At 57.3% G+C, this 23,164-nt stretch carries 16 protein-coding genes, 2 tRNA genes, 3 rRNA genes and 3 pseudogenes; 13 read left to right on the top strand and 11 right to left on the bottom strand.

All coding sequences use genetic code 11. The features are described from left to right. Positions 1-15 precede the first annotated feature (15 nt). The 7 genes from rrf to aptA form a co-directional block, all read right to left on the bottom strand. Positions 16-131: ribosomal RNA gene (gene rrf / locus ACYZT3_RS04530) — 5S ribosomal RNA — on the bottom strand. Positions 132-304: 173 nt separating this feature from the next. Further along, positions 305-3,196, bottom strand: a 23S ribosomal RNA gene (locus ACYZT3_RS04525). A gap of 249 nt (positions 3,197-3,445) precedes the next feature. Continuing rightward, positions 3,446-3,521 (bottom strand) — tRNA-Ala (locus ACYZT3_RS04520). A gap of 30 nt (positions 3,522-3,551) precedes the next feature. After that, a tRNA-Ile gene (locus tag ACYZT3_RS04515) sits at positions 3,552-3,628 on the bottom strand. Between the two features lie 84 nt (positions 3,629-3,712). After that, a 16S ribosomal RNA gene (locus ACYZT3_RS04510) occupies positions 3,713-5,251 on the bottom strand. Together the 16S, 23S and 5S rRNA genes with 2 tRNA genes alongside form the textbook arrangement of a ribosomal RNA operon. Before the next feature lie 626 nt (positions 5,252-5,877). Beyond that, positions 5,878-7,371: a CoA-acylating methylmalonate-semialdehyde dehydrogenase gene (locus ACYZT3_RS04505; RefSeq protein ID WP_462031598.1), complete on the bottom strand. Its 1,494-nt coding sequence runs from the start codon at positions 7,369-7,371 to the stop codon at positions 5,878-5,880. Between the two features lie 66 nt (positions 7,372-7,437). Further along, positions 7,438-8,787, bottom strand: coding sequence for an omega-aminotransferase AptA (gene aptA, locus ACYZT3_RS04500; protein WP_461976760.1), 1,350 nt, complete (start codon positions 8,785-8,787; stop codon positions 7,438-7,440). 124 nt (positions 8,788-8,911) lie between these two features. Here aptA and ACYZT3_RS04495 point away from each other — a divergent pair, with 124 nt between their 5' ends. The 5 genes and pseudogenes from ACYZT3_RS04495 to ACYZT3_RS04475 all read left to right on the top strand — a co-directional run bounded on the left by ACYZT3_RS04495 (position 8,912) and on the right by ACYZT3_RS04475 (position 14,273). Next, positions 8,912-9,832, top strand: coding sequence for a LysR family transcriptional regulator (locus tag ACYZT3_RS04495; protein ID WP_282383091.1), 921 nt, complete (start codon positions 8,912-8,914; stop codon positions 9,830-9,832). A 96-nt stretch (positions 9,833-9,928) separates the two neighbouring features. Next, entirely contained in the window at positions 9,929-10,579 is a 651-nt protein-coding gene (locus ACYZT3_RS04490) for a TetR/AcrR family transcriptional regulator (RefSeq protein ID WP_282383093.1), read from the top strand. Between the two features lie 7 nt (positions 10,580-10,586). After that, positions 10,587-11,168 carry an IMPACT family protein gene (locus ACYZT3_RS04485; RefSeq protein WP_282383095.1) on the top strand — a complete coding sequence of 194 codons (582 nt, stop codon included), beginning with the start codon at positions 10,587-10,589 and terminating at the stop codon, positions 11,166-11,168. A gap of 530 nt (positions 11,169-11,698) precedes the next feature. Then, a pseudogene (locus ACYZT3_RS04480) lies at positions 11,699-13,107 on the top strand (ABC transporter ATP-binding protein). Positions 13,108-13,118: 11 nt separating this feature from the next. After that, positions 13,119-14,273, top strand: a complete 1,155-nt coding sequence (locus ACYZT3_RS04475) for an ABC transporter permease (protein ID WP_462031597.1) — start codon at positions 13,119-13,121, stop codon at positions 14,271-14,273. Positions 14,274-14,328: 55 nt separating this feature from the next. Here the strand turns inward: ACYZT3_RS04475 and ACYZT3_RS04470 are convergent, their stop codons facing one another. After that, entirely contained in the window at positions 14,329-14,769 is a 441-nt protein-coding gene (locus tag ACYZT3_RS04470) for a hypothetical protein (protein WP_462031596.1), read from the bottom strand. 82 nt (positions 14,770-14,851) lie between these two features. Between ACYZT3_RS04470 and ACYZT3_RS04465 the strand changes: the two genes are divergently transcribed. From ACYZT3_RS04465 to ACYZT3_RS04455, 3 genes are all read left to right on the top strand, one after another. Then, positions 14,852-15,202 carry a MerR family transcriptional regulator gene (locus ACYZT3_RS04465; protein ID WP_123514993.1) on the top strand — a complete coding sequence of 117 codons (351 nt, stop codon included), beginning with the start codon at positions 14,852-14,854 and terminating at the stop codon, positions 15,200-15,202. Positions 15,203-15,227: 25 nt separating this feature from the next. Beyond that, the gene (locus ACYZT3_RS04460; RefSeq protein ID WP_462031595.1) at positions 15,228-15,914 is read left to right on the top strand and encodes an SDR family oxidoreductase; all 687 of its coding nucleotides are present in this window, start codon (positions 15,228-15,230) and stop codon (positions 15,912-15,914) included. Between the two features lie 167 nt (positions 15,915-16,081). Then, positions 16,082-17,440, top strand: coding sequence for an 8-oxoguanine deaminase (locus ACYZT3_RS04455; protein WP_462031594.1), 1,359 nt, complete (start codon positions 16,082-16,084; stop codon positions 17,438-17,440). A 97-nt stretch (positions 17,441-17,537) separates the two neighbouring features. Here the strand turns inward: ACYZT3_RS04455 and ACYZT3_RS04450 are convergent, their stop codons facing one another. After that, positions 17,538-18,626, bottom strand: coding sequence for a calcium:cation antiporter (locus ACYZT3_RS04450; protein WP_462031593.1), 1,089 nt, complete (start codon positions 18,624-18,626; stop codon positions 17,538-17,540). Between the two features lie 224 nt (positions 18,627-18,850). Between ACYZT3_RS04450 and ACYZT3_RS04445 the strand changes: the two are divergent. Next, positions 18,851-18,973: pseudogene (locus ACYZT3_RS04445) on the top strand (2OG-Fe(II) oxygenase family protein); the annotation flags it as partial. Positions 18,974-19,062: 89 nt separating this feature from the next. Then, on the top strand, positions 19,063-20,016 hold the full coding sequence (locus tag ACYZT3_RS04440) for an adenosine deaminase (RefSeq protein ID WP_462031592.1): 954 nt from the start codon (positions 19,063-19,065) through the stop codon (positions 20,014-20,016). 90 nt (positions 20,017-20,106) lie between these two features. On the opposite strand, the gene ACYZT3_RS04435 is transcribed toward ACYZT3_RS04440, so the two are convergent. Continuing rightward, on the bottom strand, positions 20,107-20,838 hold the full coding sequence (locus tag ACYZT3_RS04435) for an ArsR/SmtB family transcription factor (protein ID WP_462031591.1): 732 nt from the start codon (positions 20,836-20,838) through the stop codon (positions 20,107-20,109). A gap of 317 nt (positions 20,839-21,155) precedes the next feature. Beyond that, a pseudogene (locus ACYZT3_RS04430) lies at positions 21,156-21,296 on the bottom strand (LysR family transcriptional regulator); the annotation flags it as partial. A gap of 201 nt (positions 21,297-21,497) precedes the next feature. Here ACYZT3_RS04430 and ACYZT3_RS04425 point away from each other — a divergent pair. The 3 genes from ACYZT3_RS04425 (at position 21,498) to ACYZT3_RS04415 (ending at position 23,162) form a co-directional block, all read left to right on the top strand. Further along, the gene (locus ACYZT3_RS04425) at positions 21,498-21,791 is read left to right on the top strand and encodes a putative quinol monooxygenase (RefSeq protein WP_282376847.1); all 294 of its coding nucleotides are present in this window, start codon (positions 21,498-21,500) and stop codon (positions 21,789-21,791) included. A 34-nt stretch (positions 21,792-21,825) separates the two neighbouring features. Continuing rightward, on the top strand, positions 21,826-22,839 hold the full coding sequence (locus ACYZT3_RS04420) for a zinc-binding alcohol dehydrogenase family protein (RefSeq protein ID WP_282376846.1): 1,014 nt from the start codon (positions 21,826-21,828) through the stop codon (positions 22,837-22,839). Between the two features lie 152 nt (positions 22,840-22,991). Then, complete coding sequence (locus tag ACYZT3_RS04415) at positions 22,992-23,162, top strand: hypothetical protein (RefSeq protein WP_282376845.1); 171 nt, start codon at positions 22,992-22,994, stop codon at positions 23,160-23,162. The last annotated feature ends 2 nt before the right edge of the window (positions 23,163-23,164 follow it).

Genomic DNA, 23,164 nt, shown 5'->3' with positions numbered 1-23,164 from the left:
GGTTTCGGAATTTAATCTTGACGATGACCTACTCTCACATGGGGAAACCCCACACTACCATCGGCGATGCATCGTTTCACTGCTGAGTTCGGGATGGGATCAGGTGGTTCCAATGCTCTATGGTCGTCAAGAAATTCGGTAGCCAGGTCGTGGGCCTTTTCAGGTTCACGCTCCAGCGAATGGGTAAGTGATAGTTTGGTGTTTTGTGAGTATCTCGAACTTTCGGTTCGTTTCGTCTTCACACACCGCAATCTGATGCTCTTTCGCTTTTCAGCTCAAAGCCTGCAAATTGCTTGGGTGTTATATGGTCAAGCCTCACGGGCAATTAGTATTGGTTAGCTCAACGCCTCACAGCGCTTACACACCCAACCTATCAACGTCGTAGTCTTCGACGGCCCTTCAGGGGACTCAAGGTCCCAGTGAGATCTCATCTTGAGGCTAGTTTCCCGCTTAGATGCTTTCAGCGGTTATCTATTCCGAACATAGCTACCCGGCAATGCCACTGGCGTGACAACCGGAACACCAGAGGTTCGTCCACTCCGGTCCTCTCGTACTAGGAGCAGCCCCTCTCAAATCTCAAACGTCCACGGCAGATAGGGACCGAACTGTCTCACGACGTTCTAAACCCAGCTCGCGTACCACTTTAAATGGCGAACAGCCATACCCTTGGGACCGGCTTCAGCCCCAGGATGTGATGAGCCGACATCGAGGTGCCAAACACCGCCGTCGATATGAACTCTTGGGCGGTATCAGCCTGTTATCCCCGGAGTACCTTTTATCCGTTGAGCGATGGCCCTTCCATACAGAACCACCGGATCACTAAGACCTACTTTCGTACCTGCTCGACGTGTCTGTCTCGCAGTCAAGCGCGCTTTTGCCTTTATACTCTACGACCGATTTCCGACCGGTCTGAGCGCACCTTCGTACTCCTCCGTTACTCTTTAGGAGGAGACCGCCCCAGTCAAACTACCCACCATACACTGTCCTCGATCCGGATAACGGACCTGAGTTAGAACCTCAAAGTTGCCAGGGTGGTATTTCAAGGTTGGCTCCACGCGAACTGGCGTCCACGCTTCAAAGCCTCCCACCTATCCTACACAAGCAAATTCAAAGTCCAGTGCAAAGCTATAGTAAAGGTTCACGGGGTCTTTCCGTCTAGCCGCGGATACACTGCATCTTCACAGCGATTTCAATTTCACTGAGTCTCGGGTGGAGACAGCGCCGCCATCGTTACGCCATTCGTGCAGGTCGGAACTTACCCGACAAGGAATTTCGCTACCTTAGGACCGTTATAGTTACGGCCGCCGTTTACCGGGGCTTCGATCAAGAGCTTCGCGTTAGCTAACCCCATCAATTAACCTTCCGGCACCGGGCAGGCGTCACACCCTATACGTCCACTTTCGTGTTTGCAGAGTGCTGTGTTTTTAATAAACAGTCGCAGCGGCCTGGTATCTTCGACCGGCATGGGCTTACGCAGTAAATGCTTCACCCTCACCGGCGCACCTTCTCCCGAAGTTACGGTGCCATTTTGCCTAGTTCCTTCACCCGAGTTCTCTCAAGCGCCTTGGTATTCTCTACCCAACCACCTGTGTCGGTTTGGGGTACGGTTCCTGGTTACCTGAAGCTTAGAAGCTTTTCTTGGAAGCATGGCATCAACCACTTCGTCACCCAAAGGGTAACTCGTCATCAGCTCTCGGCCTTAGAATCCCGGATTTACCTAAGATTCCAGCCTACCACCTTAAACTTGGACAACCAACGCCAAGCTGGCCTAGCCTTCTCCGTCCCTCCATCGCAATAACCAGAAGTACAGGAATATTAACCTGTTTTCCATCGACTACGCTTTTCAGCCTCGCCTTAGGGACCGACTAACCCTGCGTCGATTAACGTTGCGCAGGAAACCTTGGTCTTTCGGCGTGGGTGTTTTTCACACCCATTGTCGTTACTCATGTCAGCATTCGCACTTCTGATACCTCCAGCAAGCTTCTCAACTCACCTTCACAGGCTTACAGAACGCTCCTCTACCGCATCACCTAAGTGATACCCGTAGCTTCGGTGTATGGTTTGAGCCCCGTTACATCTTCCGCGCAGGCCGACTCGACTAGTGAGCTATTACGCTTTCTTTAAAGGGTGGCTGCTTCTAAGCCAACCTCCTAGCTGTCTAAGCCTTCCCACATCGTTTCCCACTTAACCATAACTTTGGGACCTTAGCTGACGGTCTGGGTTGTTTCCCTTTTCACGACGGACGTTAGCACCCGCCGTGTGTCTCCCATGCTCGGCACTTGTAGGTATTCGGAGTTTGCATCGGTTTGGTAAGTCGGGATGACCCCCTAGCCGAAACAGTGCTCTACCCCCTACAGTGATACATGAGGCGCTACCTAAATAGCTTTCGAGGAGAACCAGCTATCTCCGAGCTTGATTAGCCTTTCACTCCGATCCACAGGTCATCCGCTAACTTTTCAACGGTAGTCGGTTCGGTCCTCCAGTTAGTGTTACCCAACCTTCAACCTGCCCATGGATAGATCGCCCGGTTTCGGGTCTATTCCCAGCGACTAGACGCCCTATTAAGACTCGCTTTCGCTACGCCTCCCCTATTCGGTTAAGCTCGCCACTGAAAATAAGTCGCTGACCCATTATACAAAAGGTACGCAGTCACCCAACAAAGTGGGCTCCCACTGCTTGTACGCATACGGTTTCAGGATCTATTTCACTCCCCTCTCCGGGGTTCTTTTCGCCTTTCCCTCACGGTACTAGTTCACTATCGGTCAGTCAGTAGTATTTAGCCTTGGAGGATGGTCCCCCCATATTCAGACAAAGTTTCTCGTGCTCCGTCCTACTCGATTTCATGACTAAGAGATTTTCGCGTACAGGGCTATCACCCACTATGGCCGTACTTTCCAGAACGTTCCGCTAATCTCAAAGCCACTTAAGGGCTAGTCCCCGTTCGCTCGCCACTACTAAGGGAATCTCGGTTGATTTCTTTTCCTCAGGGTACTTAGATGTTTCAGTTCCCCTGGTTCGCCTCTTAAGCCTATGTATTCAGCTTAAGATAACCATCTTATGATGGCTGGGTTCCCCCATTCAGACATCTCCGGATCAAAGTCTGTTTGCCGACTCCCCGAAGCTTTTCGCAGGCTACCACGTCTTTCATCGCCTCTGACTGCCAAGGCATCCACCGTATGCGCTTCTTCACTTGACCATATAACCCCAAGCAATCTGGTTATACTGTGAAGACGACATTCGCCGAAAATTCGATAATACTCAATTAAGAGCAACTCACAAATTTTACCTTAGCCTGATTCGTTACCAGTGAAAGTAACGTCCAGTCTATCTTTCTATCACATACCCAAATTTTTAAAGAACGATCTAATCAAAGACTAGAAATCAACATTCACCATCGTCACGATGGAATGCTCATTTCTAAGCTCTCAACAACAGAAGCAGTTAGTGGTGGAGCCAAACGGGATCGAACCGTTGACCTCCTGCGTGCAAGGCAGGCGCTCTCCCAGCTGAGCTATGGCCCCGTATTTCTACAGGCGTTTCCCACACAAAATTGGTGGGTCTGGGCAGATTCGAACTGCCGACCTCACCCTTATCAGGGGTGCGCTCTAACCAACTGAGCTACAGACCCAATTTCGGGCTGCTTCTAAAATCGTCTTCTTCAATGAATCAAGCAATTCGTGTGGGAACTTATGGAGCAGCTGATGTCGTCGATTAAGGAGGTGATCCAGCCGCAGGTTCCCCTACGGCTACCTTGTTACGACTTCACCCCAGTCATGAATCACACCGTGGTAACCGTCCTCCCGAAGGTTAGACTAGCTACTTCTGGTGCAACCCACTCCCATGGTGTGACGGGCGGTGTGTACAAGGCCCGGGAACGTATTCACCGCGACATTCTGATTCGCGATTACTAGCGATTCCGACTTCACGCAGTCGAGTTGCAGACTGCGATCCGGACTACGATCGGTTTTCTGGGATTAGCTCCACCTCGCGGCTTGGCAACCCTCTGTACCGACCATTGTAGCACGTGTGTAGCCCAGGCCGTAAGGGCCATGATGACTTGACGTCATCCCCACCTTCCTCCGGTTTGTCACCGGCAGTCTCCTTAGAGTGCCCACCATGACGTGCTGGTAACTAAGGACAAGGGTTGCGCTCGTTACGGGACTTAACCCAACATCTCACGACACGAGCTGACGACAGCCATGCAGCACCTGTCTCAATGTTCCCGAAGGCACTCCGCTATCTCTAGCAGATTCATTGGATGTCAAGGCCTGGTAAGGTTCTTCGCGTTGCTTCGAATTAAACCACATGCTCCACCGCTTGTGCGGGCCCCCGTCAATTCATTTGAGTTTTAACCTTGCGGCCGTACTCCCCAGGCGGTCAACTTAATGCGTTAGCTGCGCCACTAAGAGCTCAAGGCTCCCAACGGCTAGTTGACATCGTTTACGGCGTGGACTACCAGGGTATCTAATCCTGTTTGCTCCCCACGCTTTCGCACCTCAGTGTCAGTATCAGTCCAGGTGGTCGCCTTCGCCACTGGTGTTCCTTCCTATATCTACGCATTTCACCGCTACACAGGAAATTCCACCACCCTCTACCATACTCTAGCTCGACAGTTTTGAATGCAGTTCCCAGGTTGAGCCCGGGGATTTCACATCCAACTTAACGAACCACCTACGCGCGCTTTACGCCCAGTAATTCCGATTAACGCTTGCACCCTCTGTATTACCGCGGCTGCTGGCACAGAGTTAGCCGGTGCTTATTCTGTCGGTAACGTCAAAACACTTACGTATTAGGTAAATGCCCTTCCTCCCAACTTAAAGTGCTTTACAATCCGAAGACCTTCTTCACACACGCGGCATGGCTGGATCAGGCTTTCGCCCATTGTCCAATATTCCCCACTGCTGCCTCCCGTAGGAGTCTGGACCGTGTCTCAGTTCCAGTGTGACTGATCATCCTCTCAGACCAGTTACGGATCGTCGCCTTGGTGAGCCATTACCTCACCAACTAGCTAATCCGACCTAGGCTCATCTGATAGCGCAAGGCCCGAAGGTCCCCTGCTTTCTCCCGTAGGACGTATGCGGTATTAGCGTCCGTTTCCGAGCGTTATCCCCCACTACCAGGCAGATTCCTAGGCATTACTCACCCGTCCGCCGCTCGCCACCAGGTACAAGTACCCGTGCTGCCGCTCGACTTGCATGTGTTAGGCCTGCCGCCAGCGTTCAATCTGAGCCATGATCAAACTCTTCAGTTCAAACATCTTTGGGTTTTTAAGAAACCCTAAACTTGGCTCAGCAATCGTTGGTTACATCTTTGATTTCTCGCGGAGTAACTTGTGATGCTGATAATCTTGTTGACTATCAGTCTGACTCCACAAGCACCCACACGAATTGCTTGATTCAGTTGTTAAAGAGCGGTTGGTTAAGATCTTTCGTCTCAACCGAGGCGCGCATTCTACAGCAGCCTCTGTTGCTGTCAAGCGGTTATTTTCAGAAGCTTTCAAAGTTTCCTTTGTAACTTCAACCACTTGCGCTTTCGATCTCTCGTTAGCGGGAGGCGAATTCTACAGCGTTACTCGCTGCTGTCAACACCTCTTTTACACCGCTTTCGACCGAGAAGACCGAACCGTTAGAAGAGCCAAACAACCCCGCTCTTTCAACTCCTTCTGCGCTTCGATGACCTGAAGCAACTCGCTGTCGAAAACTGCGTAACTCATTGTTTACCAAGGAGTTTTCCGTTTCGACTGCGGCGGAAGTGGGGCGAATTATAGACGTCCAGAATCTGCCGTCAACACCTATTTTCACAATTCTGCCATATAGGTCAAAAAAGCCCCTGACACGCAAAGGCCGGCCCCAAGGGGCCGGCCTTCTTCCCTTCTACTTACAAGCTAGGGAATGCGAACTGCGAAGCTTCATGGCTCGCCCGTTGTGGCCAGCGCTGGGTAATGGCCTTGCGACGGGTGTAGAAACGCACGCCATCCGGACCATACGCATGAAGGTCGCCGAACAGCGAGCGCTTCCAGCCACCAAAGCTGTGATAAGCCACCGGGACCGGCAGCGGTACGTTGACGCCGACCATGCCGACTTCGATCTCATCGCAAAACAACCGCGCCGCTTCCCCATCACGGGTAAATATGCAGGTGCCGTTGCCATATTCGTGATCGTTGATCAGTTGCATTGCTTCTTCCAGGCTGTTGACCCGAACGACGCACAACACTGGACCGAAGATCTCTTCTTTATAGATGCGCATCTCTGGCGTGACGTTATCGAACAGGCAGCCACCCAGGAAGAAACCGTCCTCATGACCGGCTACGCTCAGACCACGACCATCCACCACCAAGGTCGCACCAGAAGAAACGCCGTCTTCTATATAGCCACTGACTTTGTCGCGAGCCTGGCCGGAAACCAGCGGCCCCATGTCCAGCCCACAGGTCGTACCGGCACCGATTTTCAGCGCTTTGATTTGCGGTACCAGTTTGGCCACCAGCGCATCCGCCACCTGGTCACCGACGCAAACGGCCACCGAAATCGCCATGCAACGCTCACCGCAAGAACCGTAGGCCGCGCCCATCAGCGCGCTGACCGCGTTATCCAGATCCGCATCCGGCATCAGTACCGCATGGTTCTTCGCGCCACCCAGTGCCTGAACGCGCTTGCCGCGCTTGGTGCCTTCGGCGTAGATGTATTCGGCAATCGGCGTCGAACCAACAAAGCTCAACGCTTTGACTTCCGGCGCTTCGATCAGCGCATCCACTGCAGCCTTATCGCCGTGCACTACGCTAAGCACGCCTTTTGGTAGACCGGCATCCAACAACAATTGAGCAATCAACAGTGTCGAACTTGGGTCACGCTCGGACGGCTTGAGGATGAAGCAGTTGCCGCAGACGATCGCCAGTGGATACATCCACAGCGGCACCATGGCCGGGAAGTTGAACGGAGTGATACCGGCCACCACGCCCAACGGCTGGAAGTCCGACCAGGCATCAATGTTCGGGCCCACGTTACGACTGTATTCGCCCTTGAGGATTTCCGGCGCTGCGCAAGCGAACTCGACGTTCTCGATGCCGCGCTTCAACTCACCCGCCGCATCTTCCAGCGTCTTGCCGTGTTCTTCGCTGATCAATTGAGCGATACGCGCTTCATTCTGTTCCAGCAGTTGCTTGAAGCGGAACATCACCTGAGCACGCTTGGCCGGTGGAGTGTTACGCCAGGCCGGGAACGCAGCCTTGGCCGAGTCGATGGCTTTTTGAATAGTTTCGCGGCTGGCCAATGGCAGCTTGTGGATCGCCTGGCCGGTAGACGGGTTGAACACGTCAGCGGTGCGACCGTCTTCGGTCACCCGTTCTCCATTGATCAAATGCGGGATAAGGCTCATGCGGGGCTCCTGAAAAGTTGTCCACAGGCGCCCTTCAAAGGGGCGCCTCTATATAGAAGGGAAAAATCAGTCGATCTTGTTTAGCACTTCGCCAACCGCGTCGAACAGACGATCAAGGTCTTGCGGCTTGCTGTTGAAGGTTGGGCCGAACTGCAGGGTGTCGCCGCCGAAGCGCACGTAGAACCCGGCTTTCCACAGCGCCATACCGGCTTCGAACGGACGCACGATGGCGTCGCCGTCACGAGGCGCGATCTGGATTGCACCGGCCAAACCGTAGTTGCGGATGTCGATGATATTTTTCGAACCCTTCAGACCGTGCAGCGCATTTTCGAAATGCGGTGCGACTTCGGCCACGCTCTGTACCAGGTTTTCCTTTTGCAGCAGGTCGAGTGCTGCCAGGCCAGCGGCACACGCCACCGGGTGCGCGGAATAGGTGTAGCCGTGCGGGAATTCCACCGCGTACTCCGGCGTCGCCTGGTTCATGAAGGTCTGGTAGATCTCGGAGCTGGCAATCACTGCGCCCATCGGAATCGCGCCGTTAGTGACTTGCTTGGCGATGCACATCAGGTCCGGGGTCACGCCGAAGCTGTCGGCGCCGAACATCGAACCGGTACGGCCGAAACCGGTGATCACTTCGTCGAACACCAGCAGTATGTTGTGCTGATCGCAGATCTCGCGCAGACGCTTGAGGTAACCCTGTGGCGGAACCAGGACGCCAGCGGAACCGGCCATTGGCTCGACAAACACTGCCGCGATGTTCGAAGCGTCATGCAGCTCAATCAATTTGAGCAGTTCATCCGCCAGGGCGATACCACCCTCTTTCGGCATGCCACGGGAATAGGCATTGCTCGCCAGCAAGGTGTGCGGCAGGTGATCGACGTCCATCATCGCCTGACCGAACATTTTGCGGTTGCCGTTCACGCCACCGAGGCTGGTGCCGGCGATGTTCACGCCGTGATAACCACGGGCACGGCCAATCATTTTAGTCTTCGTGGCCTGACCTTTCAGACGCCAGTAAGCACGAACCATCTTCACCGCTGTGTCAGCGCACTCGGAACCCGAGTCAGTGAAGAACACGTGATTCAGATTGCCCGGGGTCAGGTCGGTGATTTTCTCAGCCAGTTGAAACGACAGCGGATGGCCGTACTGGAAGCCTGGCGAATAATCGAGAGTGCCCAACTGCTTGGCGACCGCTTCCTGAATTTCCTTGCGGGTATGCCCGGCACCGCAGGTCCACAGACCGGACAACGAGTCATACACTTTGCGGCCCTTGTCATCTATCAGCCAACTGCCTTCAGCCGCCACGATCAGTCGCGGATCGCGCTGGAAATTACGGTTGGCGGTGTAGGGCATCCAGTGAGCATCGAGCTTGAGCTGGCTGGCCAGGGAATTCGGGGCGTTTTCAGGCACGGTCATGGGCAAAACCTCGCAGGGCAATAAGCGGCGTGGAGATGAAAAGCGTTCTTGCAGCTAAATTGCCACGGGGATAAAGTCGGTGAAATCCAACTCTTCTAACGTTCAGTCAGGCCACCACTAAACTATGAGCAGCCGTCGCCCCGATCCACTGGCGCAAGTCAGTGACTTTGATATCCGCCTGTTAAGGATATTTCGCAGCGTCGTGGAATGCGGTGGTTTCTCTGCGGCGGAATCGGTGCTGGGGATCGGCCGCTCGGCCATCAGCCAGCAGATGAGCGATCTGGAGCAGCGACTCGGTCTGCGTTTATGCCAACGCGGTCGCGCCGGTTTTTCCCTGACAGAAGAAGGGCGCGAGGTTTACCAATCAGCGCTGCAGCTCTTGAGTGCACTGGAAAGTTTCCGCACCGAGGTCAACAGTCTGCACCAACATTTGCGCGGCGAATTGACCATCGGCCTGACCGACAATCTGGTCACCCTCCCCCACATGCGCATCACCCACGCCTTGGCGCAATTGAAGGAGCGCGGTCCGGACGTGCAGATTCAGATCCGCATGATCGCGCCCAACGAAGTCGAACAAGGCGTGCTCGACGGTCGATTGCATGTCGGCGTGGTGCCACAGGCCAGTGCGTTGTCGGGGCTGGAATATCAGCCGCTCTATAGCGAACGCTCGCTACTGTATTGCGCGGTCGGCCACCCACTGTTTTATGTCGACGACAAGCAACTGGATGACGAACGCCTCAATAGCCAGGACGCCATCGCGCCGACCTTCCGTTTGCCAGCGGAAATCCAGGCCCATTACCAAGCGCTAAATTGCACCGCCAGTGCCTCGGACCGTGAAGGCATGGCGTTCCTGATCCTGACCGGGCGCTACATCGGTTACCTGCCGGACCACTACGCCAGTCTCTGGGTGCAGCAAGGCCGATTGCGTGCGCTGAAACCAAAAGTGCGGTTCTATGACCTGAGCCTCGCATCGGTCACTCGCAAGGGCCGTCGCCCGCATTTGGTGCTGGAAAGCTTTTTGGAGAGCCTGGCGGCGACGCGCTAGAAAACCTGGGCTTTTATTGCCTCAGGACTTGTCTGATGCCTGTGGGTGCGCTATCAACGCACAGGATGCACCCACCCCACTTGTTCGGAAGTGCCTATGACCTTTGAAGTTCCCGCTCACGGCGGCAAAGCTGCCAGCCGCATTCGTCAGAAGAACGAAGAGACCATCATCAAAGCCGCCGAAGACGAGTTCGCCCGTCACGGGTTCAAAGGCACCAGCATGAACACCATCGCCCTGAATGCCGGGTTGCCCAAGGCGAATCTGCATTACTACTTCACCAACAAACTCGGTTTGTACGTGGCGGTGTTGAGCAACATCCTCCAATTGTGGGACAGCACCTTCAACACCCTGACCGCTGAAGATGATCCCGGCGAAGCGCTGACGCGTTATATCCGCGCCAAGATGGAGTTCTCCCGTCGTCAGCCGCAAGCCTCGCGGATCTTCGCCATGGAAGTCATCAGCGGTGGAGAGTGCCTGACCGAGTATTTCAATCAGGATTATCGCGCCTGGTTCCAGGGCCGGGCCGCCGTGTTCCAGGCGTGGATCGATGCCGGCAAAATGGACCCCGTAGACCCGGTGAACCTGATTTTCCTTTTGTGGGGCAGCACTCAGCACTACGCCGATTTCGCCACACAGATATGCCGTGTCAGCGGGCGCACCAAGCTGACCAAGCAAGACATGGAAGACGCCGGCAACAACCTGATCCGCATCATTCTCAAGGGCTGCGGCCTGACGCCAACGATCTAAGACACTTATGCCTTTTACCCTCAGCGGTTTTTGCGAATACCGCGAAGAGATTCGCAAAAGCCGCTTCATCACCTTCGCCGCGCCGATTGCCAGCCCCGCTGAAGCCCAGGCGTTCATCGAACAGCACAGCGATTTGAATGCCTCGCACAATTGCTGGGCCTGGAAGCTTGGCGACCACTACCGCAGCACTGACGATGGCGAGCCTGGCGGCACCGCTGGCCGGCCGATTCTGGCGGCAATCGAAGCGCAGGATTGCGATCAGGTCGCGGTGCTGGTGATTCGTTGGTATGGCGGCATTCAACTCGGCACCGGAGGCCTCGCTCGGGCGTATGGCGGCGGCGCCAACAAGTGCCTGCAAGCTGCGACGAAGGTTGAGTTGATCAGTCGGGTCCCGGTGTGTTGTGCCTGTGCATTTGGTGAGTTGCCGCTGGTGAAGCTTCGGGTGGCGGAACTGGGTGGATTGGTTGTGGAAGAAACGTTCACGGCCAACGGCGTAGAACTGCAATTGGCGATCGGCGAAAGCCAGATCGATACCCTGCAAACGCAGCTGGCGGATCTGAGTCGCGGGCGCATTTTGTTGCAGCACTAATCGCACCAATAACGTTCGTAGCGCTTTCGTCGAACCTCTGCATTTGCCCACATCTACTGTGTACCCGGCTGTGGATAACCTGAGCACATCCGGCTGTAACCCTTCTGTCATGCGGCTTTGCGGGCTTTGCTTACTTTTCGTTCAATTCGCCAACAAAAAAGCTAAATCCACCCAAAAACAATCAGTTAGCTTGGTTTATCACCTTTAGAAGAAAGCCACACAGTGCTTATGCCCGAGCTTTGGGCTTGCGCACAAATACTGTGGAGCAACCTGTGGATAACCCGTTCATGACTGTCGCGGCCCCATGTCCGGTATGGCTTGCCGTCAGCTGCTCGTTTTTTGACCAAACACCCTGAGCAAAACCGGAGCCTGATCAACGGCTTTGCCCTCAAGTGGTGCCTGGTTCGGGATCGACATAGGCGAGGCGACTTCTTCAAAGCCTTCACCTGTAACGCTTTTGAGCTTTCCTGACTCAATGACCAGGAAATTGCTTTATCCACAGGCATCACTTCAATCGACACGAGCCTGTCATGCCCGATCTGGCGCCGATCCCCGATCAAACACCTCGCTTGCAACTGCGCAGAATCAGCAAGCGCTACCCCGGTTGCCTGGCCAACGATGCCATCGACCTGAACATTGCACCGGGCGAAATACACGCCCTGCTCGGCGAAAACGGCGCGGTCAAAAGTACGCTGATGAAGATCATCTACGGCGTCACCCATGCAGATTCCGGCGAGATGATCTGGCAAGGCCAGCGCGTGACTATGCGCAACCCTGCTCAGGCTCGCGGGCTGGGAATCGGCATGGCGTTCCAGCATTTCTCGCTGTTCGAAACACTGAGCGTGGCGCAGAACATTGCACTGGCCATGGGCGCGGCGGCCGGCACACCGATACAGCTTGAGCCAAAGATTCGTGAAGTCTCCCAACGCTACGGCATGGCGCTGGAACCGGAGCGACTTGCCCACAGCCTGTCGATCGGCGAACGGCGAACGGCGAACGGCAAAGGGTGGAAATCATTCGTTGCCTGATGCAAGACATCCGACTGCTGATTCTCGATGAGCCGACCTCAGTGCTGACCCCGCAGGAAGCCGACCAATTGTTCGTCACCCTGCGCCGACTGGCCGCCGAGGGCTGCCAACTGGCGCGGTTGATGGTCGGTGAAGCGGCCGGGTTGATTGCCGATTATCCGAAGGTGATCGGCGGTGATGCCTTCTTGAGTGTGCGCGGATTGTCCTGGCACAACCCGGACCCATTCGGTTGCTCGCTGAAGGACATCGACCTCGAAGTACGCGGCGGCGAAATCGTCGGCATCGCCGGGGTGGCCGGCAATGGTCAGGATGAGTTGCTTGCTGCTCAGCGGTGAAGAACGCCTCCACGGCAATGACGACAAAAGGATCAGTTTCGGCGGACAACCCGTTGCACATTTACGACCGGATGCACGGCGCAAACTCGGTCTGGCATTTGTACCCGCCGAGCGTCTGGGCCACGGTGCAGTGCCGGAACTCAGCCTGGCGGACAACGCCCTGCTCACCGCCTTTCAACAAGGGCTGGTCAGCCACGGACTGATCCAGCGCAACAAGGTCGAAGCGCTGGCCGAAGAAATCATCCGTCGTTTCGGGGTGAAGACGCCCGACACCCAGACAGCCGCCCGCAGCCTGTCCGGCGGCAACTTGCAGAAATTCATCCTCGGCCGCGAAATCCTTCAGCAACCCAAACTGCTGGTGGCCGCGCACCCGACCTGGGCCGTGGACGTCGGCGCTGCCGCGACCATTCACCGGTCGCTGATTGCCTTGCGCGACGCCGGCGCGGCGATCCTGGTGATCTCCGAAGACCTCGACGAACTGTTCCAGATCAGCGACCGGCTCGGTGCCTTGTGCAGCGCGGCTGGATGGCCGGCCAGTTCGACGCCTCTCAATCACCTGCACCCACAACGGTTTAACGGAGTTTCACATGCTGCTTTCTCTGGAACCCCGTGGCCAGCAATCGCGCCTGATGTTGTGGTGCTCGCCGTTGTTGGCGGCTGTCCTGACGTTGGGCTGTGGTTCGCTGCTGTTTATCGCATTGGGTCATGACCCGTTGCTGACCTTGCACACGTTGCTCATCGCACCGATCAGCGACCTGTGTGGCGTCTCCGAACTGCTGGTCAAAGCGCTGCCGATTCTGCTCTGCGCGTTGGGGCTGGCGGTGGCTTATCAGGCGCGAATCTGGAACATCGGCGCCGAAGGTCAGTTGCTGCTCGGCGCGCTGGCCGGCAGTGCACTGGCCGTGAACATCATCGGCCTGCAAAGTCGCTGGGCGCTGGTGCTGATCCTGCTCATCGGCACCCTGGCCGGCGCCGCGTGGACCGGGCTGACGGCGTGGCTGCGCACGCGCTTCAATGCCAATGAAACCCTCATCAGCATCATGCTCAATTACATCGCCCTGAACCTGCTGCTGTTCTGCGTGCATGGGCCGTTGAAGGATCCCGCAGGATTCAATTTCCCCGAGTCGGCCATGTTCGGCGATGCCAGCCGTTTGCCGTTGTTGGTGGAGGACGGTCGGGTTCACGCGGGCGTGTATTTCGCCTTGCTCGCGTTAGTGGCGGTGTGGGTGTTGCTGGCGATGCTTGCCGGGATGCTGTTGTCGTCTCTGTTTGCGCTGGTGGCGCTGGTGGTTTGGGTGATTGTGAAAAGCCGCGTCGGGCTGATCATTCAGGCAGTCGGGGAAAACCCGGATGCCGCCAGTGCCATGGGCTTGCCGGGCTTGGGCGTGCGCACGTTGGCGGTGCTGTTTGGCGGGGCGATGGCGGGATTGGCCGGGGCTTATTTGTCGCTGGCCTACACGCCGATGTCGGAGAACCTGAGCGCCAGGCGTGGCTGGATTGCCTTGGCACTGGTGGTGTTTGCCAGTTGGCGGGTGTGGCGGCTGGGGGCGTATCTGTTCGGACTCGCCAGCATCCTGCATTTGGTGGCGCAGGGGTTGGGGCTGGCGATTCCGTCGAGTCTGTTGGCGATGCTGCCGTACGTCGCGACCATTGTGGTGTTGGTGCTGCTGTCCCGGGATGCGCTGCGAACGCGGTTGTATGCGCCGATGTCATTGGGGCAACCGTGGCAGGCCGGGCATTAGCGGTCGCCTGCACTGACCTCTTCGCGGGCAAGTCGGACCGACGCACCGCTCGCTCCTACGGGTTTTGCGCCGCTCTTGTAGGAGCGAGGCTTGCCCGCGAAGGCGTCCGAACAGGCAACACCTGAACCACACCCCACATCAATTCAAAAAACAAGAAAATGACCAACAACGAACTGGCACCGTGGATCAGGGCATAGAGCTGCCAAGCAGCGAACAGAAACCTACCGACTGCGTCATACCGACCAAACACCTGCTGCGGATCCCGAATCCGCAGCACCGCCCACACGCAGACAATCGATCCCAACAGATTGGCCATCAGCATGTGCATCGGCTCAAACGGCGGCAGCCCACCAGGCAAATTGAAAGCCTGACTCACACTCACCAACACCCCATGCAACGCCGCAAAACTCCACGGCGTGGTAAACGCCGCCATCACGATCAAGTCATACCAGGCGCTACCGCGCACCAACCGGCGATATTGCGTTGAAGTCCACATCCGTCTTGCTCCAGAAAATCAGGGAGCAACAAGGCTAAAGCCTGGAGTATGCTCCAGGGTCAAGCCCTCTCGAGACGTCATGATGCGCATCGGTGAATTAGCCCAGGCCAGCGCCGTCAGCCGCGACACGCTGCGCTTCTACGAGCAGCGCGGGTTGATCGCGGCGCAACGCAGCGCCAACGGTTATCGCGACTATCCGGCGGACATGGTGCAACTGGTGCTGTACATCAAGACCGCCCAGCGGTTGGGATTTACGCTCGGCGAGATCGGCAACAGCGTCGCCGCGCTATGGCAGTCACCCGATCCGGACAGCGCCGTCACGCAATTGCTGCAAGACAAACTCAAACTGATCGAAACCCGAATGGACGAACTCGGCGCGCTGCGTCACGAGTTGCAACAACGGCTCGGGCAACGTTGTCCATTAAATCCGTGATTCTCATTTATCAAGGAAGCCACTCATGTCCAAGGCAAAAACCGCACTCATCATCGGCGCCTCCCGGGGCTTGGGCCTCGGCCTGGTGAAAACTCTGTTGGGCGACGGCTGGCAAGTCACCGCCACCGTGCGCAACCCGCAGAACGCCGAAGCCTTGCAGGCCTTGGGCAAGGTGCGGATCGAAAAACTCGACATGGACGATCAGCAGGCCGTCATCGCCCTGAGCCAGCAGCTCAAGAGCGAAGTGTTTGACCTGCTGTTCGTGAATGCCGGGGTCAAGGGGCCAGACGTTCAAACACCGGGGGGCGCGACCCTGACCGAAGTCGGCCAACTGTTCTTCACCAATGCCGTGGCACCGATTAACTTGGCCCAGCGCTTCGTCGGGCAGATCCGCCCGGACAGCGGTGTGCTGGCGTTCATGAGTTCGGTGCTGGGCAGCGTGACCATGCCGGATGCGCCGGAGCTGGCGCTGTACAAGGCGAGTAAAGCGGCGCTGAATTCCATGACCAACAGCTTCGTCACTCAACTGGGCGAGCAGAAACTCACCGTGTTGTCGTTGCATCCGGGTTGGGTGAAGACCGACATGGGCGGTGAAGGTGCGGACATTGATGTGGACACCAGCACGCGTGGGTTGGTCGATCAGGTGAATGCGTACACCGGCAAGGGCGGGCATTATTTTGTGAACTACAGAGGCGAAACCATTCCCTGGTAATCACCGTCGCTCCCACAGGGATTTGTGTTGTCCTGTCGGGCCGGGCTTGCCTGCGATGCTTTTTTGATTGAGACTTCGCACCTCGTCCCCGCGACGACCCTGGATCAGCAGACAGGGCAACACTGAGCTGGCAACCCTGAACCCAACTTTCAGAGGAGCCGGCCAACATGCCTGCGACCCGTACCTGGTTAAAAAATCCCCTCGCCATCTTCACTGCCAATGACCTCGATGCCCGTGGCGGCCTGGTGCTGCAAGACGGTTTGATCGTCGAAGTGCTCGGCGCTGGCCAGCAACCTTCTGCGCCCTGTGGACACGTATTCGATGCCCGCGAGCATGTGATCCTGCCGGGACTGATCAACACCCATCACCACTTCTATCAAACCCTGACCCGCGCCTGGGCGCCGGTGGTCAATCAGCCGTTGTTCCCGTGGCTGAAAACCCTCTACCCGGTCTGGGCACGCCTCACGCCTGAAAAACTCGCCCTCGCCAGCAAAGTCGCGTTGGCCGAGTTGCTGCTGTCCGGCTGCACCACCGCGGCCGATCATCACTACCTGTTTCCGCTAGGCCTGGAAAATGCGATCGATGTACAAGTCGAGAGCGTTCGCGAACTGGGCATGCGCGCCATGCTGACTCGCGGTTCCATGAGCCTTGGCGAAAAGGACGGCGGCCTACCCCCGCAACAGACCGTGCAACAAGGCGAGGTGATTCTCGACGACAGCCAACGCTTGATCGCCGAGTATCACGAGCGTGGCGATGGCGCGCAAATCCAGATCGCCCTGGCCCCCTGCTCACCGTTCTCGGTGACCCCGGAAATCATGTCCGCCAGCGCCGAACTGGCGAACAAACTCGACGTGCGCCTGCACACCCATCTGGCCGAAACCCTCGACGAAGAAGACTTCTGCCTGCAACGTTTCGGGCTGCGCACCGTGGATTACCTGGACAGCGTCGGCTGGCTCGGCCCGCGCACCTGGCTGGCTCACGGCATCCATTTCAACCCGGATGAAATCGCTCGCCTCGGCGCCGCCGGTACCGGCATTTGCCATTGCCCGAGTTCGAACATGCGCCTGGCTTCAGGCATTTGCCCGACCTTGGACCTTACGGCTGCGGGTGCGCTGCTGGGCCTGGGCGTAGACGGTTCGGCGTCCAACGATGCGTCGAACATGATGCTGGAAACCCGTCAGGCGCTTTACCTTCAGCGACTGCGTTATGGCGCCGAGAGGATCACTCCGGAGTTGGTGCTGGGCTGGGCGACCAAGGGTTCGGCGAGCTTGCTCGGGCGTACCGACATCGGCGAATTGGCGGTGGGCAAGCAGGCGGATCTGGCGCTGTTCAAGCTGGATGAGCTGCGCTTCTCCGGCAGTCATGATCCGGTGTCGGCGTTGCTGCTGTGCGGCGCGGATCGGGCGGATCGGGTGATGGTCGGTGGCAAATGGCGGGTGATTGATGGGCAGGTTGAAGGGCTGGATCTGAAAGGCTTGATTGCGGATCACAGCCAGGCGGCTCGGCAGCTAATCGCCGGCGTTTGATAGGACGCCTTCGCGGGCAAGCCTCGCTCCTACAGGTACGGTGTCATTCTCATGACTGATGAAAAACCTGTAGGAGCGAGGCTTGCCCGCGAAGCTTTTAAAGGCCCAACAGCGACAACATGATGAATGTCGCAAACAACACAAAATGGGTCATGCCTTCGATGGCATTGGTTTCGCCATCGTTGAGGTTGATCGCGCTGACGATCAGGGTGAGGAAGATCATCACGGTCTGCACCGGGGTCATCGCCATCTGAAACGGCTGGCCGGTGTAGAGCGCCATCGCTTCCATCACCGGCACCGTCAGGATCACCGTCGACAGTGACGCGCCCATGGCGATGTTGACCACCGACTGCATGCGGTTGGCCAATGCCGCCCGCAACGCCGTCAGAATTTCCGGCGCCGCCGAGATTGCCGCCACCAGAATCGCGGTGATCACTGGCGGTGCGCCCGTACCTTCCAGGCCCAGATCAAGGGTCTTGGACATCACCTCGGCCAATGCGCCGATGACCACCACGCCAAACACCAATGTCCCAATACTCAGCCCCAGATTGATGGGCTCAGGTTCTTCCTCCGGGATTTTCTTGCGACGCTTTTCCGGGTAGCTGTAGCTGAAGAAATAACTGTGCGGCCCGACCTGCATGCGCAGGAACAGGGTGTAGAGCACGATCATCGCGCCGATGGTGAACGCCGAATAAATCTTCCAGTTGGCCTCGGGAATAAACTCCGGCACCACCATGGAAACGCCCATGGCGGTGAGGATCATCACGCTGTAACTGCGCGCCGAGTCGTCGTTGTAGGACTGTTCGCCGTACTTGATCCCGCCCATCAATGCGGCCAGGCCGAGGATGCCGTTGATGTCGAGCATCACCGCCGAATAAATCGTGTCGCGCACCAGGGTCGGTGAGGCCTCGTTGCTCATCATGATCGCCAGAATCACCACTTCCACCAGCACCGCAGCCAGCGTCAGGATCATCGTGCCGTAGGGGTCGCCGACTTTTTCCGCGAGCAGCTCGGCGTGATGGGCGACGCGCATGGAGGCCGCGACGATGAATGCGATCAGCACCAGGCCGGCGGTCAACGCAATGGGCTGGCCGCTGTGCAGCATCCAGTGTTCCATCGGGTAAGCGATGAATGCGGCAATCAGGGCCAGCAGCAAAAACTTTTCTTGCTTGAGGAGTGTGAGCATTGCGGGCCTTTTTGCCGTGTGAAGCGAAATCAGTGTGATGAGCTACTGACTGCGGGGCGGCGCTAACGTTTCGTTACACCTTAGCGCACCAGTGGATGGCGGCCGTGTCAGGTGATGCACTTTTATTGGCCTTGCGGGCCTCATCGCGGGCAAGCCCGCTCCCACATTGGATCGTGGTCTCCTGTGAGAGATTCTATGTTGCAGGGGAACCCTGCGGTCTTAAATTCGGCTGCATCACCCTGCTGTATCAGGATGCCGCCGGCGGCCTGCAAGTGCGAAACGTAAAAGGCGACTGGATCGACGCGCCACCCATCGACGGCACGTTCGTGGTCAACCTTGGCGACATCGGTGTGATGAACCGGCTGGCCAGGTTTTGCTAATTGTTTCCACGAGCATCTGTAGAATGCTCGCCATCTGCACCTGATGAGAAAAGACTATGTACGACTGGCTGAACGCCCTGCCCAAGGCAGAACTGCACCTGCACCTTGAGGGTTCGCTGGAGCCTGAACTGCTGTTCGCCCTGGCCGAACGCAACAAGATTGCCCTGCCGTGGAGCGACGTCGAAACCCTGCGCAAGGCCTACGCCTTCAACAACCTGCAAGAGTTTCTCAACCTGTATTACCAGGGTGCCGATGTGTTGCGCACCTCTCAGGATTTCTACGACCTGACCTGGGCCTACCTGTTGCGTTGCAAGGCGCAGAACGTGATTCACACCGAACCGTTCTTCGATCCGCAGACCCACACCGACCGTGGCATCCCGTTCGAAGTGGTGCTCAACGGCATCGCCGCCGCACTGAGAGATGGTGAGCAGCAACTGGGCATCACCAGCGGTTTGATTCTCAGCTTCCTGCGCCACTTGAGCGAAGAAGAAGCCGAGAGAACCCTCGACCAGGCGCTACCGTTCCGTGATGCGTTTGTCGCCGTCGGCTTGGACAGTTCGGAAATGGGTCACCCGCCGAGCAAGTTCCAGCGCGTGTTCGATCGTGCCCGTCACGAAGGCTTTCTGACCGTCGCCCACGCGGGAGAGGAAGGCCCGCCCGAGTACATCTGGGAAGCCCTCGACCTGCTGAAAATCCAGCGCATCGACCATGGCGTGCGCGCCATCGAAGACGAGCGATTGATGCAGCGGATTATCGACGAGCAAATCCCGTTGACCGTGTGCCCGTTGTCGAACACCAAACTCTGCGTGTTCGATCACATGTCTCAGCACAACATTCTCGACATGCTGGAGCGTGGTGTGAAAGTGACCGTGAACTCGGATGACCCGGCGTACTTCGGCGGTTATGTCACCGAGAACTTCCACGCGCTCTACACCGATTTGGGCATGACTCAGGATCAGGCCAAGCGTCTGGCCCAGAACAGCCTGGATGCGCGGCTGGTGAAACCCTAGTTACTGATCGATGGGGGTTACGGCTGGATGCGACCTGTTCGCAGCTCTGAACGACGCCCGAAGCTTCGGACGTCGATCTCGATGCGTCTATTACGCCATTTCCAGCTCGGCTTCCTTGGCGAACCGATGGATTTCACTCTGCCCCGCGGCGGTGATCTGCAAGGCTCGCGAATCGTTGGGCAGGCTCAACCAACCGGACTGCATGAACAATTGCAGCAACGCCGCCCCCAGTGATCCGCCCATGTGTGGGCGTCTTTCGCTCCAGTCTGGACAAGCGCAAGCGACACTGCTGTTGCGATGGGCCAGCGCCTGGATGAACACACCACGCGTCGCCAATTGCGTGGCGCCCTTGTGAGTGATCATGACTCGCTGATCGAACTGTTCGATCCAGCCTGAATCCAGCAGACGCTGATAAAGATCGGCGGCAAGGGTGCCGCCCAGATGGTCGTCGCAAAGCCTGGCGCGCAGTAATGACGAAGGCGCCACCTGAGGTTTGCCGATGGGGGCCGTTCGCTTGAAAACGTCCGGGATTTCCCGAGGCGTGCTGGCCAGGGTGGCGCTGGCCAGTGCCTCTATCGCGGCACCCACTTCAGGGGCGGCAATACGGAAGAACCGCTTGCGGCCGCGGATTTCGACTTTCAACAGACCTCCGGCGGACAAACGCCCCAGATGTGCACTGGCCGAAGACGGTGACAGGCCGGCCAACAAGGCCAGCTCTTCGGTTTGCCGCGCCGAGCCGTCCATCAAGGCCCACATCATTGCGCTGCGCTTTGGGTCAGCCAGCAACGTGGCGATCTGGCTGATGCAAGGTGCATGTTCCATGTATTCACTCCCTGTTGAATCGTTTCGTCTACTGCTCAGAGACATCTTGACCAGTAATGTGTCGTCGGCCAAGGCGTGGAAACCGCCATAAACCGGGCAAAGCCGACCAATCGCACAGGCCATTGCTTCGCAGGTTTCGCAAAGCCTCGGCGAATGACCCTGGGGCCTGGCTGACTCGGACGTGGACTCGCCATTGCGAGATCGACGGTGCGTACATGAGGCGAGCGCTAGTATAGGCGGGTTAACCGCCGGTTCCTGCCCTTGGGAAACCATTGGTGGTGATAGTTCCTGAGTGAAATTTCGCTATTTGCCTGCGACTAATGATCGGGGCCCGATAACGTCGGAAATTGGCTACTCAACCGGGCGCATCGGCTGGCGAGCATTTCCCGCAAAAGGTTCACCGGCTTACTCAATTGTGCGCGATGGGCGCACAGCAAATTCAGCGGTGCGCGCTCACAGGTCCATCCCACGCGCCGCCGCTGACAGACTGCCCAGGTCCGCCGCCCGGACAAACAACTGAAAGTCATCGAAACGCAGCATTTTTCAGCCTCGATTATCAAAAAAATATTGAAAGAGACTGCTCTTTTAGCGGGTTTTATCTTTAAGAGAAATAGCCAATCATCCGTCCCATCCAATTCATCCCATTCCCGGAGTCGAACATGTCCCAGCCTTTTACCGCTATCGCCACCCTCATCGCCAAAGCCGGCCAGCAAGACGCCCTCGAACAGCACCTGCGGGCGCTCCTGGAACCGACCCGCGCCGAGGCCGGTTGCGGTCAATACGACTTGCACCAGGACCTCGCCAATCCTCACGCCTTCTACATGATCGAACACTGGAGCAGCGACGAAGCCCTGCAAGCTCACGACGCCAGCGCGCATATCCAGAACTTCCGCGCCAAGGCCGGCGACTTTCTCGAACACTTCGACCTCAAGCGCCTGCGTTCCATCGTCTGATCTCTGCCTTCTTTATTACTGTTCAGGAGCCCCAATGAAAGCCATTGTCTACTACGCCTCCTTGCCCATCAGCGATTCAAACTCGCTGCAAGACATCGAACTGCCAGAGCCGGTCGCCGGCCCGCGCGACCTGTTGGTGGAAGTCAAAGCCATCTCGGTCAACCCGGTCGACACCAAAGTGCGCCAGAACGTCCAGCCCGAAGGCGGCGCGGCGAAAGTGCTGGGCTGGGACGTGGCCGGGGTGGTCAAGGCCGTCGGTAATGAAGTAACGCTGTTCAAGGCGGGCGACAAAGTCTTCTACGCCGGCTCCATCGCCCGCGCTGGCGGCAACAGCGAACTGCACGTGGTAGACGAGCGGATCGTCGGCCATATGCCGAAAACCCTCGGTTTCGCCGAAGCCGCCGCGTTGCCGCTGACCGCTATCACCGCGTGGGAATTACTCTTCGAGCGTCTGCAAGTGTGTGAAGATAAAACCGACCAAGGCCAGAGCCTTTTGATCGTTGGTGCCGCGGGCGGTGTGGGGTCGATCCTCACGCAATTGGCCAGCCAGCTCACCGGGTTGAAAGTCATCGGCACGGCTTCTCGCCCGCAAACCCAGAGCTGGGTTCGTGAGTTGGGTGCCGACCTGGTGATCGATCACAGCCAGCCGTTGAGCGAAGAACTCAAACGCGCCGGCATCGATCACGTGACCCACGTCGCCAGCCTGACCCAGACCGATCACCACCTGGATCAGTTGGTCGAGGCACTGGCGCCGCAAGGCAAACTGGCACTGATCGATGATCCGAAGGCGCTGGACGTGAGCAAGCTCAAGCGCAAGAGCCTGTCATTGCACTGGGAGTTCATGTACACCCGCTCGCTGTTCGAAACTGCAGACATGATCGAGCAGCACAAACTGCTCAACCGCGTTGCGCAGCTGATCGACGCCGGGACGCTGAAAACCACAGTCGGCGAGCACTTCGGGAGCATCAATGCGGCGAACCTGCGTCGTGCCCATGAACTGCTGGAAAGCGGTAAGTCCAAGGGCAAGATCGTGCTTGAAGGGTTCTAAAACGAGACAGCACCGGTGTCGGCCAAGGGTGGACGACACCGTCAGTCAGAAGATTGACCGTTGTCACAATTGCGATCGTATTCGGGTCTACAATCGTGAACTCTGCGGTGCAATCTTTTATGTGACATCTTTTACGAGAGGAGAGATCAGCAATGAAGATCCTGATAAAAGAATTGGCAAAATCCCAGTGGCAGGTCCGTCTGGACCAACACGCCGTGACATTCCGCAGCGAAGCCGAAGCTCGCGCCTTCACCCGCACCCTTGAAGCGCGACTACAAGCACCTCATCAAATTAATGAACACCAGCAGCGCGCTGCTGGCTAAGT

The sequence above is a fragment of the Pseudomonas sp. MDT1-16 genome, from assembly GCF_054898115.1.
The sequence above is the reverse complement of the archived record's forward strand: the minus strand, read 5'-3'. Positions and strand labels throughout refer to the sequence as shown.

Bases quoted from the DNA above. Each gene is read 5' to 3' on its own strand.
- ACYZT3_RS04455 (WP_462031594.1), top strand. From the start codon at position 16,082: ATGCCTGCGACCCGTACCTGGTTAAAAAATCCCCTCGCCATCTTCACT.
- ACYZT3_RS04425 (WP_282376847.1), top strand. From the start codon at position 21,498: ATGTCCCAGCCTTTTACCGCTATCGCCACCCTCATCGCCAAAGCCGGC.
- ACYZT3_RS04505 (WP_462031598.1), bottom strand. From the start codon at position 7,371: ATGAGCCTTATCCCGCATTTGATCAATGGAGAACGGGTGACCGAAGAC.
- ACYZT3_RS04465 (WP_123514993.1), top strand. From the start codon at position 14,852: ATGCGCATCGGTGAATTAGCCCAGGCCAGCGCCGTCAGCCGCGACACG.
- ACYZT3_RS04475 (WP_462031597.1), top strand. From the start codon at position 13,119: ATGCTGCTTTCTCTGGAACCCCGTGGCCAGCAATCGCGCCTGATGTTG.
- ACYZT3_RS04435 (WP_462031591.1), bottom strand. From the start codon at position 20,838: ATGGAACATGCACCTTGCATCAGCCAGATCGCCACGTTGCTGGCTGAC.
- ACYZT3_RS04450 (WP_462031593.1), bottom strand. From the start codon at position 18,626: ATGCTCACACTCCTCAAGCAAGAAAAGTTTTTGCTGCTGGCCCTGATT.
- ACYZT3_RS04420 (WP_282376846.1), top strand. From the start codon at position 21,826: ATGAAAGCCATTGTCTACTACGCCTCCTTGCCCATCAGCGATTCAAAC.
- ACYZT3_RS04415 (WP_282376845.1), top strand. From the start codon at position 22,992: ATGAAGATCCTGATAAAAGAATTGGCAAAATCCCAGTGGCAGGTCCGT.
- ACYZT3_RS04485 (WP_282383095.1), top strand. From the start codon at position 10,587: ATGCCTTTTACCCTCAGCGGTTTTTGCGAATACCGCGAAGAGATTCGC.
- ACYZT3_RS04460 (WP_462031595.1), top strand. From the start codon at position 15,228: ATGTCCAAGGCAAAAACCGCACTCATCATCGGCGCCTCCCGGGGCTTG.
- ACYZT3_RS04490 (WP_282383093.1), top strand. From the start codon at position 9,929: ATGACCTTTGAAGTTCCCGCTCACGGCGGCAAAGCTGCCAGCCGCATT.
- ACYZT3_RS04495 (WP_282383091.1), top strand. From the start codon at position 8,912: ATGAGCAGCCGTCGCCCCGATCCACTGGCGCAAGTCAGTGACTTTGAT.
- aptA (WP_461976760.1), bottom strand. From the start codon at position 8,787: ATGACCGTGCCTGAAAACGCCCCGAATTCCCTGGCCAGCCAGCTCAAG.
- ACYZT3_RS04470 (WP_462031596.1), bottom strand. From the start codon at position 14,769: ATGTGGACTTCAACGCAATATCGCCGGTTGGTGCGCGGTAGCGCCTGG.
- ACYZT3_RS04440 (WP_462031592.1), top strand. From the start codon at position 19,063: ATGTACGACTGGCTGAACGCCCTGCCCAAGGCAGAACTGCACCTGCAC.